This is a genomic window from Virgibacillus ndiopensis (assembly GCF_900187325.1).
Lineage (GTDB): Bacteria > Bacillota > Bacilli > Bacillales > Amphibacillaceae > Virgibacillus_E > Virgibacillus_E ndiopensis.
Genome location: NZ_FZMZ01000006.1, coordinates 1,067,334 through 1,082,450, shown reverse-complemented (window position 1 = coordinate 1,082,450; position 15,117 = coordinate 1,067,334). Strand labels below are relative to the sequence as shown.

The 15,117-nt window shown below is 39.1% G+C and carries 11 protein-coding genes; 1 reads left to right on the top strand and 10 read right to left on the bottom strand.

Features of this window, described 5'->3' with window-relative positions:
* Nucleotides 1-247: 247 nt before the first annotated feature.
* The 5 genes from CS937_RS17560 to CS937_RS17540 are packed head-to-tail and all read right to left on the bottom strand — an operon-like array spanning nt 248 to nt 5,469.
* Nucleotides 248-1,459, bottom strand: a complete 1,212-nt coding sequence (locus tag CS937_RS17560) for a M20 metallopeptidase family protein (protein WP_425445478.1) — start codon at nt 1,457-1,459, stop codon at nt 248-250.
* A 57-nt stretch (nt 1,460-1,516) separates the two neighbouring features.
* Nucleotides 1,517-1,903: a Rid family hydrolase gene (locus tag CS937_RS17555; protein WP_245835790.1), complete on the bottom strand. Its 387-nt coding sequence runs from the start codon at nt 1,901-1,903 to the stop codon at nt 1,517-1,519.
* A 21-nt stretch (nt 1,904-1,924) separates the two neighbouring features.
* Nucleotides 1,925-3,370, bottom strand: a complete 1,446-nt coding sequence (locus CS937_RS17550; RefSeq protein ID WP_176555873.1) for an NAD-dependent succinate-semialdehyde dehydrogenase — start codon at nt 3,368-3,370, stop codon at nt 1,925-1,927.
* A 52-nt stretch (nt 3,371-3,422) separates the two neighbouring features.
* Nucleotides 3,423-4,778, bottom strand: coding sequence for a 4-aminobutyrate--2-oxoglutarate transaminase (gene gabT, locus CS937_RS17545; RefSeq protein ID WP_099159763.1), 1,356 nt, complete (start codon nt 4,776-4,778; stop codon nt 3,423-3,425).
* Nucleotides 4,779-4,782: 4 nt separating this feature from the next.
* Entirely contained in the window at nt 4,783-5,469 is a 687-nt protein-coding gene (locus CS937_RS17540; protein WP_099159762.1) for a GntR family transcriptional regulator, read from the bottom strand.
* 345 nt (nt 5,470-5,814) lie between these two features.
* On the opposite strand from CS937_RS17540, the gene CS937_RS17535 reads away from it, so the two are divergent.
* Nucleotides 5,815-6,801 (top strand): 2-hydroxyacid dehydrogenase, encoded by a 987-nt coding sequence (locus CS937_RS17535; RefSeq protein ID WP_099159761.1) that lies wholly within the window; start codon nt 5,815-5,817, stop codon nt 6,799-6,801.
* A 239-nt stretch (nt 6,802-7,040) separates the two neighbouring features.
* On the opposite strand, the gene CS937_RS17530 is transcribed toward CS937_RS17535, so the two are convergent.
* The 5 genes from CS937_RS17530 to CS937_RS17510 form a co-directional block, all read right to left on the bottom strand.
* Nucleotides 7,041-8,228: a M24 family metallopeptidase gene (locus tag CS937_RS17530; protein WP_099159760.1), complete on the bottom strand. Its 1,188-nt coding sequence runs from the start codon at nt 8,226-8,228 to the stop codon at nt 7,041-7,043.
* Between the two features lie 434 nt (nt 8,229-8,662).
* Nucleotides 8,663-10,072 carry an APC family permease gene (locus CS937_RS17525; RefSeq protein WP_099159759.1) on the bottom strand — a complete coding sequence of 470 codons (1,410 nt, stop codon included), beginning with the start codon at nt 10,070-10,072 and terminating at the stop codon, nt 8,663-8,665.
* Nucleotides 10,073-10,248: 176 nt separating this feature from the next.
* Nucleotides 10,249-11,592: an aminotransferase family protein gene (locus tag CS937_RS17520; protein WP_099159758.1), complete on the bottom strand. Its 1,344-nt coding sequence runs from the start codon at nt 11,590-11,592 to the stop codon at nt 10,249-10,251.
* Nucleotides 11,593-11,902: 310 nt separating this feature from the next.
* Nucleotides 11,903-13,375 (bottom strand): alanine/glycine:cation symporter family protein, encoded by a 1,473-nt coding sequence (locus CS937_RS17515; RefSeq protein WP_099159757.1) that lies wholly within the window; start codon nt 13,373-13,375, stop codon nt 11,903-11,905.
* 15 nt (nt 13,376-13,390) lie between these two features.
* Nucleotides 13,391-15,001, bottom strand: a complete 1,611-nt coding sequence (locus CS937_RS17510; RefSeq protein ID WP_099159756.1) for an amidohydrolase — start codon at nt 14,999-15,001, stop codon at nt 13,391-13,393.
* Nucleotides 15,002-15,117 lie beyond the last annotated feature (116 nt).

Below are 15,117 nucleotides of genomic sequence, written 5' to 3'. Positions count from 1 at the left end.
ATTGCACGCTTCTCTCGGGAGATTGCGCGGTCACTTCTTGTTATTGCACGATTCTCCCGGAAGATTGCGCGCCTTACTCATGTTATCGCACGCTTCTCTTGGGAGTTTGCACGCTTTATGCTCGTTATTGCGCGCTATCCCGGGGTTCGCGCGGTTGTTTCACTTTATTGCACGCTTCTCTCGGGAGATTGCGCGGTCACTTCTTGTTATTGCACGCAATCACGAAAGACTGCGCTCTCTCCTCAGATTATCGCGCGTCCGCTTCCATCAAAAAACGTCGTGCAGATTCTGCTAAAATAGAGACTCCAACGGGCAATACCCTTTCATCTATATCAAAATGTGGTGTATGCAAATCTCGTATCTTATCGTCACCAACTGCACAACCAAGAAAAAACATGGCTCCCGGTATAACCTGTGTCATATGGGCAAAGTCTTCTCCTCCTAATCCAAAAGGGGTTTCCAACACCGTGTAGTGCGGATAAAAATCTTTGATCGTTGCTTTAATTAATCTATTAACCGCTGGATCATTTTTTAGTGAAGGATCTTCTGGGGTTATCGTTAATTCATATTCACCGTCCAAGGCCTTGACCAATGAAAAAGCCTTTTCTAATTCAGCATGCAGTAACTTTCGGACATCAGGGTGATAGCTACGGATGGTTCCTTTCACTGCTAATTCAGATGGAATAACATTGCTAGCAGATCCACTTTGAATACTTCCAACACTAATCACAGCAGGATCTAAAGGTGATATTCGTCGTGCTACAATCCCATGTAATGCCTGTAACACTGGACCGAGCATCCATACCGGATCTGTACCAAGATGAGGATATGCTCCATGACCGCCTGTTCCATATACTTTTGCTTCAAACACATCCACATTGGCCATGCTATAACCATCATGAACCTGAACCTCACCAAGCTGATTTTCCGGGCTCATATGAAGTGCAATTGTACAATCTACATCATCTAATGCACCCGCTTGAATCATGTACGGAGCACCTGTTGAGCCGAACTCATTTGCCATTTCTTCAGCAGGCTGAAACAAAAATTTCACCGTTCCCTTAATTTCCTCATTTTGAAAACTTTCCCCTAGCAGATGAGCAACTCCTAATCCGATCGTTGTATGTGCATCATGTCCACACGCATGCATCACACCTTTATTATTGGATCTATAATCATGATCATTTTCCTCTTGAATAGGTAGGGCATCGATATCGGCTCGAATAGCAATAGTAGGACCAGAACCAGACGAAAGCGTTCCAACAACTGCTGTTGGATATCCTACCCCCTCTTCAACACGCATACCAGGTATTTCCTTCAAACTCTTAGCAACAAATCGAGCTGTTTCCACTTCTTGAAAGCTCAATTCAGGGTACTTGTGGAGTTTTCGCCGCCATGCAACCAACTGTTCCGCCATCTCATTCGACCGTAACAGCATTGCTTTAGTTTTCGTATCCACATCCATGCCTCCTCTTAAAAAGATGGGAGTCCATTCGATCAACTCCCTTCCACGAGATTAATTTACGGAAGCAATAGCAGTAATTTCTACCTTTACTCCTAGCAGCTGACTACCAACGGTAATTCGCGCTGGTTTTACCTCGACATCTTCAAAATATGTTGCATAAACCTTATTGAATTCATTAACATTCTCTTGATTTAATTCCGATAAATGACATGAAATTTGAACAATGTCGGATAGCTTTGCACCTTTTTCCGCTAAAACATTTTTAATATTTTCCAAACTCGCTGCTGCTTGTGATGCAATTGTTTCTCCCGCCAATTCTCCATCCGGATGAACGCCATCCATTCCTGACACAAAGATAAATTGGCCAGCTTTAACGCCTTGTGAGTATGGTCCACTTGGTTTAGGTGCATTCGCCGTTTGGATAACCTCTTTCAACAAGATCACAATCCTTTCTGCAATTTACTCTAACCCAATTGAAACGTATTGCGACTCTACAAAAGCATCGATTCCTTCATGTCCGCCTTCACGACCAATACCGCTCTCTTTCATTCCACCAAAAGGAACTTGTGCAGCTGATGGAGCTCCATCATTCCAACCAACTATCCCAAAATTCAATTGCTCAATTACCCGGGTTCCCCTTGCAACATTTTCTGTAAAAACGTAGGCAGCTAAACCGTATGGTGTATCATTAGCTAATTTAACTGCTTCTTCTTCAGATGCTATTTTTTGAACAGGAGCTACCGGACCAAATGTTTCTTCCTGCATCACAACCATCGATTGATCTACATCTTTGATTACGGTAGGGGCATAGAAAACTCCACCGTCTTTTGTAATCGGCTCTCCTCCAATTACGATTGACGCACCTTTTGTTATTGCATCTTGTACATGATCGTTCACTTTATCCAAACCAGCCTGATTGATTAATGGACCAATATCAACAGATTCACTCGCTCCATTACCAACCTTTAATTGTTCAACTGCTTTAGCAAATTTTTCAACAAATTCATCATAAATACCCGCTTGAACATAAATACGGTTTGCACAAATACATGTCTGACCAGCATTTCTAAATTTAGAAGCCATCACACCTTTAACTGCCAGATCAACGTTTGCATCATCAAGAACAATTAACGGTGCATGCCCACCAAGCTCTAATGACAATCGTTTTACCTGATCCGCACTTTGCCGGATTAAAATTTTTCCAACTTCAGTCGAACCGGTAAACGTAATTTTACGAACTCTTGCATCGTTCATAATTGCCTTAGCGATTTTGGATGAAGAGCCTGTGACTAGGTTAACGACACCTTTTGGAAATCCAGCCTCTTCACATAACTCCATCAATTTAACAGCTGATAAAGGACTTTCACCTGATGGTTTCATTATTACGGTACATCCCGCAGCTAATGCTGGACCCATTTTCCGGGTCAACATTGCTGCTGGAAAATTCCAAGGCGTAATCGCGGCAACAACACCAATAGGCTTCTTCCATACCTGTAAGCGCTTGTTTGATGCGTGTGAAGGAATCGTTTCACCGTAAACACGCTTGCCTTCCTCAGCAAACCATTCGATAAAGGAAGCAGCGTACTTTACTTCTCCTCTTGATTCACGAATCGGCTTACCCATTTCCATGGTCATTAGTTGCGCTAATTCTTCCTGATTATCTAACATAAGCTGGTATAAACGCTTTAAATAACCGGCTCGTTCATATGCAGTTGTTTGTGACCACGTGAGGAAGGCTTCATGTGCAGCCTCGATTGCCTGTGCAGCTTCTCTTTCCCTGCCGTTTGGTACGGTACCAACAATTTGGCCGTTGGCTGGGTTAACTACTTCCAATGTATCAAGTTCTTTACCAACCCATTCACCGTTTATACTCATTAAATAATTTGTAGTGTTAACTTCATTCATTTTCACTTCACTCCGATCTCCAAGCGTTTATTTCAGAAACTGTTCTATCAATCTAATTACTTGCAATCCCAACTAGAACCGCTTCAATGGATTCCTCTAAAATATACAACCCTTCTTCAAGCTGTTCATCTGAGATTACCAATGGCATTAGCAAGCGAATCACATTATCATAAACACCAGCTTTAAGTGCAATTACCCCACGGCTATGTGCTTCTTGCAAAATCTGGTTGCTCAATTCTTTTGCAGGTGTTTTGCTCACACGGTCTTCTACAAACTCAAGCGCACACATTGCTCCAAGTCCTCTGTAATCACCAATCTCGTCAAATCGATCGTACAAATTCTTAAATTTATCCATGATGCGTTGACCAATAACGTCCGCACGTTCGTTAAGACGCTCTTTCTCCATAATTTCCAATACTGCGAGTCCTGCACGGCATCCGAGTGGACTTCCACAATACGTACCACCCAATTCACCAGGACGTGCCTTATCCATGACTTCTTCCCGGCCGATTACACCACTAATCGGGAGGCCAGCTGCCATTGATTTTGAAATCGTAATTAGGTCAGGCTCCACACCATAATGTTCCATTGCAAAGTATTTACCCGTACGACCAAAACCTGTTTGAATTTCATCAGCTATGAACAAGATTCCATGTGCTTTACATAATTCATAAACACCTTGAACAAATGCTTTATCTGGGATGATAAAGCCACTTTCTCCTTGTATTGGCTCCATAATAAACGCAGCTACCTGACTTGGATCAACTTCACTAATAAAAAAGTCTTCCACTTGTTTTAATAAAAATTCAGTATACGCATCATCGGTCATCGAATCAGGACGCCGATAATTGTAAGGGAAGGGTGCATGATAAACCTCTGGGGCAAAAGGACCATACTCATATTTAAACGGTTTTACCTTCCCCGTTAACGACATCCCCATCAACGTACGTCCATGAAACCCACCAGAGAATGAAACGATTGCCTGCCGATTCGTATATTTTCTAGCAATTTTCACCGCATTTTCAATAGCTTCAGCTCCACTGTTTAAAAACATTACTTTCTTTTTAAACTTTCCAGGAGCAAGTGCAGCTACTTTTTCAGCAAATTCAATATACGGATCGTACATCATGACATTGAATCCAGTGTGAATATAACGATCAACTTGGTCATGTAACGCATTTACCACTGTATCGTGGCTATGCCCGACATTGATACACCCAATCGCTCCGGCAAAATCAATAAAATGATTACCATCAATATCCTCAAGCAGTGCACCCTTGGCAGATTCTACAAATGTCGGGATTCCATAACTAACGCCATGTGGTACAATATCATGCCTGCGATCGAGTAATTTTCTTGCCTTTGGACCAGGCAATTCAGTTTGAACTTTTGCAAACTTTTTGTTCATTTTATTAAACCTCCTCTATTTCCAAAGCTTTTTGATCCGCTCCAACACCTAACAATTTCTCCTCAACATATTCAATGTGGTTTTTAACTCTTTCGTTAACAATCTGAACGTCTTTAGATGCTAGTGCCTGAAGCAATTCTTTATGTTCATTGTAAAATGATTGATAACTAGAATAATACTGATCCAGATGCATAAGAAACGTTCGTATTTGTACTTGCAGTGAATCATAGATTTTAATAATACGAGAATTGCCACATAAATTAACAACATAACTATGGAATTTCATATCGAGATCAAACAGTTCATTCCAATCTTTTTTGTCTACCTTAACCTTCATTTGATTTATAATTTCCTCAAGATCTTGAAAATGTTTTTCTTCCAGACGGAAAATTGCATGCTTAAACGCTTTAGCCTCAATCAATGTACGCAATTCAATAATTTCATCTAAATCCTGCTGTGTGAAATCAGCAACGTAGGTACCCTTTCGTGCTTGGCTAATGACCAGTTCCTCAATTTCAAGAATTTTTAACGCCTCGCGTATCGTACTTCGGCTAACATCATATTTTTCGGCTAGATCGGTTTCAAGTAATCGTTCACCAAACTGAATCTCTTTATTCCATATCCTTCTCTTTAATTGATCTGCAATAAGCTGGCTTAATGGTTTTTGTAAAATAATACTATCCTCATCCATATGCAACCCCCCCTTTCTTTATTTCATTACTAGTTAATTCCGCAATAACGGGCGGTAAAACCTCGCATGAACATAGAAAATAGAAGACGATGTAAGTGAGGTTAACTGCCATAAATATCCTATTCATTTAGCTAACTTTCAGCTTAAAAGAGCCCTCACTGAATGCAACTTCATCTTTTGTCGACAATCGACATTATCTTATCTTCATCATAATTCAGACTATTTTGATTGTCAATCATTATTTTAACAATTTAAAATTTTATATTTTTTTGTTGACATCCAAATAAATTGTGACTATTTTTAGGATAGGTGTTTTACGATACTAAAAGAAACGGGGAATGTATAATGAAGAAAAAAGTTATTGCATACAACCGTGTGGAAAAACCTGTATTAGAGGATTTACAGAAAAGATATGATGTAGAATTTTTTAAAAACATTGATACAAAAAAGGATCCTGTTTTTTTGAAACATTTGAGTCAAGCAGAAGGAATTATTGGATTGGAACTGGTTGTTGATCGTGAGCTTTTAGACCAGGCACCAAATCTAAAAATAGTTAGCAATGTCTCTGTCGGTTACAACAATTTAAATTTGGATGAATTAAAAAGGCGAAACATTATGGCAACAAATACCCCCGGCGTTCTTACTGATACAGTAGCCGATACCGTTTTTGGTATTCTCATTGCTACTGCCAGACGTATTCCAGAACTCGACCAATTTGTAAAAAACGGTGAATGGACATCAGAAGCAGTCGAACCAGATCAATTTGGCACTAATGTTCACCATAAGAAATTAGGTATTATAGGCATGGGAAGAATTGGTCAGGCAATCGCCAAACGTGCACACTTTGGATTTGATATGGACATTCTATATCATAGCCGTACACAAAAACCCAGTGTGGAGGAAAAATTTGCGGCAACCTATTGTGAGCTTAATGAACTACTGAGCGAATCCGATTTTATTTGTCTGATTACACCGTTGACACCAGAAACTGAGGGGCTTATTGGAAAACGTGAATTTCAACTGATGAAAAAATCAGCTATTTTTATTAATGGTTCCCGTGGAAAAACAGTTGTGGAGCAAGATCTAATCGATGCACTGAAGGCTGGTGCGATTGCTGGAGCTGGGTTAGACGTTTTTGAAAAAGAACCGATTGATCCCGGTAATCCACTGTTGAAGATGAAAAATGTTGTTTCAACCCCACATATCGGATCCTCTACACATGAGACCGAATTGGAAATGTCTAAGCTTGCCGCCATAAACTTAGAAGCCGGATTGAACGGAGAAAAGCCACCGAATTTGATTGATTCTAGTGTATGGGAAATGCACAAATAAAAAAACAGTCCTGACAGGTCTGATACATCCTGTAGGGCTGTTTTTCTAATGTGAACGTTGACTTTGTTAGCCGCCCCCGAGTACTTATCTTATAAATCGTCGCCTGAGAAACTACCTAGCCTTTCATTCTCAGAATGTCCAAATACTCATTTGGTGTACCCTATTCAGCAATTACACCTCACCATCGTACGCGTGCCGGAAAACTTATCATCAGAGAGTGATTTCTCCTTCCACACGTATTAAGCCAACCGAATATTAGGTTTAACCAATAGTTCACGTGGAAAGTCAGCTAGAATATCACAACCGGTTTCTGTCACTCGAAACGATTCACTAATTTCAACACCCATGTTCTCCATCCAAATCCCCGGAATTAAATGGAATGTCATATTTGGCTGCAAAATTGTTCTGTCTCCTGGTCTAAGACTAGCCGTATGCTCACCCCAATCAGGTGGATAATTAAGACCCATGGAATAGCCCATACGAGACTCTTTCTTAATTCCACTCTTTTCGATGACCTTTCGCCAAACCAGTTCAAGCTCTTCACATGTCATGCCTGGTCTAACAGCATCTAATGTTGTATTTATTCCTTCAATAACAACATCAGAAACGAATTGCATTTCCTCCGTCGGCATCCCAATAATTGCTGTTCTAGCAATCGGTGAATGATAACGTTTATAGCAACCAGCAAGTTCAATAATAACCGGATCACCTTGTTTAAATCTTTCATCGGTCCATGTTAAATGACATGCAGAAGTCTTTTCACCAGTAGGTAGTAGTGGAACGATTGCAGGGTAATCACCTCCAAAATCTTCAGTACCGCTTATTTGAGCGTGAGCTATGCCTGCAACAACATCACATTCCCGAACTCCTTCATTTATCGTATCAAAAGCAACCTGCATCGCCTTTTCCGCAATTTTCGCAGCATGCTTTATATACTCTATTTCTTTATCAGACTTGATGATCCGAACCCAGTTAACCATATTTGTACCATCTTTAAATGTTGCGTTTGGTAACCCTTCAGTTAATCGCATGTAACACTTTGCAGTAAAATAATACGCATCAAGTTCCACAGCGATTGTTTGCTTATCACGTTTTCTCTCTTTTAATAAATCACACACAAAGTCCATTGGGTGTCTAACCGTTGATTGTACATAATTATCCGCATAGGGGAGTATATGGTCTGCCTCAAGCCACGTTGTATGGATTGCCGCACTTTCATCCTGGCCACGTCCAACCCAAATCGGTTGCTCCTCATCAATCATAACAATCAGTAATTGATGAACGTAAAATGACCACGCATCATATCCTGTCAAATAGTTCATATTCGCTGGATCTGTTACCAGCAGGACATCGATCCCAGAGTCAGCCATACGCTGCTTTGTCTTGGTCAATCTCTCTTTAAACTCTGAAATAGGAAATGTTAACATAAACATCCCTTCCCCTCGTACTTAATTTAACTAAAATTTCAGAAATACTTACTTATTACTATGAAGTTTTACGTCTTTCATTGATGAAAAATTTTCTATTCTGCTGAAATGACTTATTATGGATTTTACTAGTTTGTGTGGTATCTGTAATGACAAATGATATAGTAGGATAAATGGACAATGGTAGGCTGGTGATGGATAGAAGTGTGAACCCCATTGTCCTAAGGGTCTTTATACATTGAATGCATAAATAACGATAATTGGAACATATTAGTATTTTGTCGATTGTCGACAATATACTTATTTTCATTATAATTCAAGGTATTTTTGAAAGTCAATAATTATTTTAACTATTTTAAATTTTTATTCTTTAACTTTAAAACGAAACAAGGACCTCTATTTTAAGGTCCTTGTTTCGTTTTAATCACTGTAACCTAAGCAACACGATCAATTTCTTTTTTCATGTATTCATCTGCATACGCTTTACCGTACTTAGCCATAGAAACTTTATACAGGATTATACCTAGAACAGCCCATAATCCTACAATTGCCCACTCATAAGGCCAAACAAGTGCTGAAGGCATCCCCGGCATGTAAAGAAGTGATACCCCTGCTGCCATTACAACTGCAACCCAACCAATTACCGTACCGCCAGGAAGTTTAAATGGACGTTTCATATTGGGAGCTTTCTTACGCAATATAATAAAAGATATAGCGACCATTAACCAAGCAACTACGAGTCCAAGTCCGCCAGCATCAACTAACCAAACAAGTGCTGGTCGCCCCAGTAATGGTGCAACGGTGGAAAATAAACCAATTAATAAAATTGCCTTATGTGGTGTTTTATATTTCGGATGTAATTCCCCTAAACTTTTCGGTAGCATACCTGCATTGGCAAGAGCATAAATTGCGCGGCTTCCTCCCACATAAAACCCAATCCAACTCGTCAATATACCTCCAATACCTCCAAGAACAAGAATATTACCCATCATTTGGCTATCACCAAAAGCCTTTGCCATCGCATCGGCTGTTACCAGATTGGACTCACCAATATCAGCAGGACTCAGTATTCGTGAAACACCAAAAATAACAGCGATATACCAAACAACTGCTAGTAATACAGAAAAGATTAATAATTGTCCAATTTTCTTTTGTGGCAGATTAATTTCCTCTGCAGCCTGCGGAATGACATCGAATCCTACAAACATAAATGGAGTCATAATAATAACCGTTAATATTCCAGCAATTCCTTTTTCAAATAACGGTTGCATATTTTGTACGTTTCCTCCAACCGTACTCCCACTAATTAATAAAATACCTGCAATAGCAATCAATAGTGTAAGAATAAACATAATCGAAGTGGAAAACTTAATTCCCCGATAATTAATCCACGTGATAAGAATAGATCCTACCATACCAACACCAGCCCAAGTTGCCGTGACATCCCATCCTGCTATCGTATACAAATAGCCTTGACTGTAATTTGGAATTAAATATTCAAAAACTGTCGGAAGTGCAACTGCTTCAAACGCTACCACAGATATATAACCAAGAATAATTGCCCATGTTGCTATAAACGATGCTGTTCTTCCCATCGCCTTGTACGTATAGACGTGTTCCCCTCCAGCAAGTGGAAGAGCAGAAGACAATTCCGCATACGTCAGGCCAACAAATATAACCAACGTACCACCAATTGCAAAAGCAAGAATCGCCCCAAGTGATCCTGCCTCTGTAATCCATAAACCAGTTGTTACAACCCATCCCCAGCCGATCATTGCACCAAATGCAAGTGCCAGTACCTCTTTGTTACCTAAGATTTTTAACAATTTTTGATCATTATTCACCTTTTTCCCTCCAATCGATTTTGGCAGAACTATAAATTACTAACTATTCCGAAAATTATTGCCGTAATTTCTCCTTTTTACTAATTATATTTAGGAATCTATTGATTGTATGTCTATTTTAGGGGATTCTAAAAAATTAGAATAAGAGGTGGCTAAGCCCCTCACTCTACATAAAACTATTTTTTAACGCTTAGCTGTTTCTGAACAGACAGCACAGCATCGTACATTTTCTCTACCACTGTTTTAATCTGTGTTTGATTAATAATGAGTGGTGGAGCAAAACAAATAATATCTGTGCTTTCATACGTGACAGCCCTGCATATAACTCCTCTTTCATGTAAAGCTTCAATCACTTTCGAAGCAACTTTTAAATCTGCCGGAAATCGCTTATTTGTCTTAGGTTCCTGAACAAGTTCAACTGCACCAAGAAGTCCAATAGTTCTGACATCCCCCACAATATCTAATTCCTGTTTCATTTGTTGGAAGCCTTTCAGCAATTCCTCACCCATTTTCTGAGAGTTTTCCACAAGACCTTCCTTCTCTATAATTTCTATGTTCTTCAATGCTACCGCTGTAGCAGTTGGATGCCCACTATACGTAAAACCGTGAAAAAGTGTACCAACGGACCTTTCCTTCAATATCTCATGGATATGGTCCGATACCACTACACCACCGAGTGGAATATAACCGCTCGTAACACCTTTAGCAAATGTCATCATATCAGGTATTACACCCCAATTTTCCATACCAAACATTTTACCTGTTCGACCGAATCCAGTAATGACTTCATCAGCAATAAACAAAATACCGTATTCATCACAAACTTGTCGAATTTTCTTAAAATAATCTGCAGGAGGAACTAACACACCACCAGCACCTTGTACAGGTTCAGCTATGAATGCTGCAATTGTTTCTGGACCCTCTTCCTCAATTGTATATCGTAGTGATGTAATTGCTTTTTCAGTATTACTTCCGTATGGAGTATCTGCATGGGTAACGTCTGTCATCATGTGACCAGCCATTTCCCAAAATTCGGGAATCCCTGTCACACTAGTGGAAGCAGCAGCGACACCATGATACCCACGTTTCAATGCAATAACTTTTCTTCGTTCCGGTTGCCCTTGTATTTTCCAATAATGACGCACTAATTTAACTGCAGAATCATTAGATTCTGATCCACCAGAGGTAAAAAAGACAGCGTTTAATCCAGCGGGGGCAAGTGATGCAATTTTTGCAGCTAGTTTAATAGCAGGTTCATGGCTAAATGTTGAAAATGTCGAACTGAATGCTAATTTTTTTATTTGTTCTGCTGCAGCTTCTGCTAACTCCTCGCTTCCATGTCCAATATTAACGTTCCAAAGCGATGACATTGCATCAATGTATACGCTTCCATTCTTGTCTGTTAAGTAAATCCCATCACCTTTTTCCATTATTACCTTTGCTCCATCGGCTTGCTGTTGCTGTATTGATGACGTAGGGTGAATAAAATGCTTTCTGTCCAATTCGATTAAGTTTTCCACCGTGACTCCTCCTTTTAACTTTGGTTTCTATTTCTAATACAAAAAAACCAGCAATATGGACAGAAGGTAATAAAGAGCATACTCCCGTCAATATAACTGGTTTTGATCTAAGGGTCTGCTCCACTTCATCAGTAGAGTCAATTAGATTTAGCAGTTAGTTAAAATCTTATTAGTATTAATTTAGCAAAAATTACAATTGTGGTCAACTATTTTTCAGAAAATTTATATTTTAATATTTAACCAAGTTTCCATCCTTTTAAGAATAAACGTTCAAGCGACTAGTCAAGGAATGATATCTTATGAAATTGATTTATATTGCATCTTTCTTCCTTGGCGGTTTATCCTTGTCCTCATAAAAAAGTACAAAATCCGGGTCAACTTGGCCAATTCCTAGATACCTTGCTTTATAATCCTTAAGAAGTTCAAAGAATTTTTTACTTAAAAATAGAATGACAATCACATTAATAAAGGTTGGTATGGCAGATGTGATATCTCCAAAATACCAGACAGATTGCCCTGGTAAACCATAGCTAACAGCATAAATAACCATTAATGTACCCGGAATTGGGTAAAGCCAGTTAAAAAATTTAAGGAATCTGTTTTTTAGTTTTATAGTTCTATTTTTCAAGAGATGACGAAGGATAATTTCATAATATAAGAACCATCCACTGACAGTCGTCAAGCCAAATAAGAATATAGAAATGGCAATAATGATTCTACCAGTTTCCCCAATACCAACTTCAAAGGCAGATAGCGTCAACTCGGCTCCCGATAATCCTGATGACCATTTTCCTGTAATAATAATGGTAAACGCAGTGATCGAACATACGATAATCGTATCGATGAATACTTCAAATGCTCCCCAGATCCCTTGCTCTACTGGATGTTTTACTTTTGCTGTTGAATGAACCATAGGTGATGTCCCCCAACCAGCTTCATTACTATATACAGACCTTGCCATTCCCATTCGAATAACCTGGGCAACAGCTGCTCCAGTAAAACCTCCTACTGCTGCTGTTCCACCAAACGCTCCTGAAAAAATTAATGAAAATACATGACCGATTTCCGTAAAGTTACGCAAAATAATATAAATACCACAGATGACATAAAACAGCACCATAAAAGGAACAAGTTTTGATGCTATATTACCAATACGCTTAATCCCCCCGTAAATAATTCCATATAGAAAAATCATGAAAATAATAGATGCTGGCATCATCCCTATATTAAATGTAGAACTTACCGCTTCTGAAATCGTGTAATTTTGTAGCGTAAAGAAAAAAGGTCCAAAAATACAAAATCCAAAGATGGCAGCAGGAATTATCCAGTATTTAAACTTTCGTTCTTCCCCAAGTCCTTTCTCCATATAGTACGTAGGTCCGCCATATGGATCGCCATTCTCATCTGTGTTTCGATAATAGACAGAAAGTGTTACTTCAACAGTTTTGATAATCATGCCAATGAGTGCACATACCCACATCCAAAATACCGCTCCTGGACCTCCGACGGCAATAGCTGTTGCGACACCACCAATGTTTGCAACACCAACAGAACCACCAATCGCGGTACTGACCGCTTCAAAGGATGAAAGAATCCCTTTAGATCCGTTATCAGTGTCTTTCCTCTTAAATATTTTTAAAAATGTTTGTTTTAAAATATGTGGTAAATAGGCGAACTGAAAAAATTTACTCCCGACTGTAAAGTATAAGCCGACGAAAACAATCGTCAAAATAAGTGGCAGTCCCCATAAAAATGCTGTAATTTCTTGTAGTATTTTTCCCATCAGTATACCTCTCTCTTATTTTAGACTAGCCATTCCTTTTTGATATTTAATTTCTCCACCGATAATAGTCATTTCAATATCAGTATCCAACAATTCATCCGCATCTTTCATCTCAAAAGGATTTCGTGAATAAACGGTCATATCAGCTAGCTTTCCTCTAGAAATAGTGCCTTTAACTGTCTCTTCATTTGTTGGATAAGCACCCAATTTTGTAAACAATTTGAAAGCGTCATGCATTGACAATTTTTCTTGTTCGTTCCAACCGTGATTTTGTCCAGGTGCTTTTCTTGTTACTGCAGCATGAATGCCTAGTAATGGATCAACTGGTTCAACTGGAGAATCCGATCCACCCGCACAAATAACACCTGAATCCATTAACGTTTTCCATGCATAAGCTAGCTCGATTCGTTTTTCTCCGAGTCGCTCCTGCACCCATGGAAAATCTCCGACAATAAACCTTGGTTGAATATCTGCAATTCTGCTTGGATTTGCTAAACGATTAATAAGTTCCTCCCGTAAAACCTGAACGTGAATGATTCTGTCACGATGTGCAACTGTTGGGAATTTATCTAATACATCCAACACATTTTCCACGGCTTTATCACCGATTGTATGAACAGCAATTGGCATCGAAAGCTCTCGTGCTCTGCATACTATTTCATAAAGAGCATTTTGATCATACATCGCTTCACCATATTCACCAGGCGCATCATTATAAGGCTCTGACAACAAAGCAGTTCTTCTTCCGAAAGCTCCATCAGCAAAAATTTTAACAGCTCCAATTTGCAGGGTTTCATTTCCATAACCAGCGTACATTCCGTTTTCTTTTAAATCGTCAAGGAACTCATGGTTAATTAATAAATTACATCTTAGACCAAGCTTCTCCTGATTCAGTAATTCATTATAAATTTGGTATGTCTGATTAAGACCACCTAAATAAAGCGGATCATTTGTATGAACACTTGTTAACCCTTTTTCCATCGCAAAATGGATTGCCTTTCGCATTGCATATTTCAGTTCATCGTAAGATCTTTCTGGTATATACCTTTTGATAAGCTCGGAAGCCGATTCAAGTACTAGCCCGGTTGGTGATTTGGTTACTTCATCTAAAACAATTGACCCACCTTCAGGAATCGTAATCGATGGATGATACTGACAAATTTCTAACGCTTTCGTATTAACAAGATGAGCATGACTACATATTCTTGTTAAAAATAACGGACAGTGTGGTGTAACAAAATCCAATTCTGTAATGGTAGGAATCGATCCATCCGTAAAAAGATTTTCATCCCATCCTGTACCTAATAACCAATCACCTGGCTGGATGGTATTTGCTTTCGTGCGTATTTTCTCTAACATTTCCTGTTTGGACGTTACACCAGTTAAGTCTAAAATCAGAAATTTATTCGCAATCATCGATAGGTGAAGGTGGCTATCCGTTAAGCCTGGGGTAACTGTTTTCCCATTCAAATCAACAGCTTCACTTGTTGAGTTCCCCCATTGCAGCAGCATTCCCTCAGTCGTTCCCATATCAATAAAACGACCATTTTCAACTACCACCGCTTGAACATACGGGTTAGATTGATCAAACGTGTAAATCTTTCCATTTGTATAGATTTTTCTCATTTTAAAAATCTCCTTTTACGTTAGAGAGTTGTCCAAATATAATTGCCAAATAAAAACAAAAACACCCCCTTGATTTAAGGGAGTGCATGGATAGTAGATGAAAAGAGGTGATATTG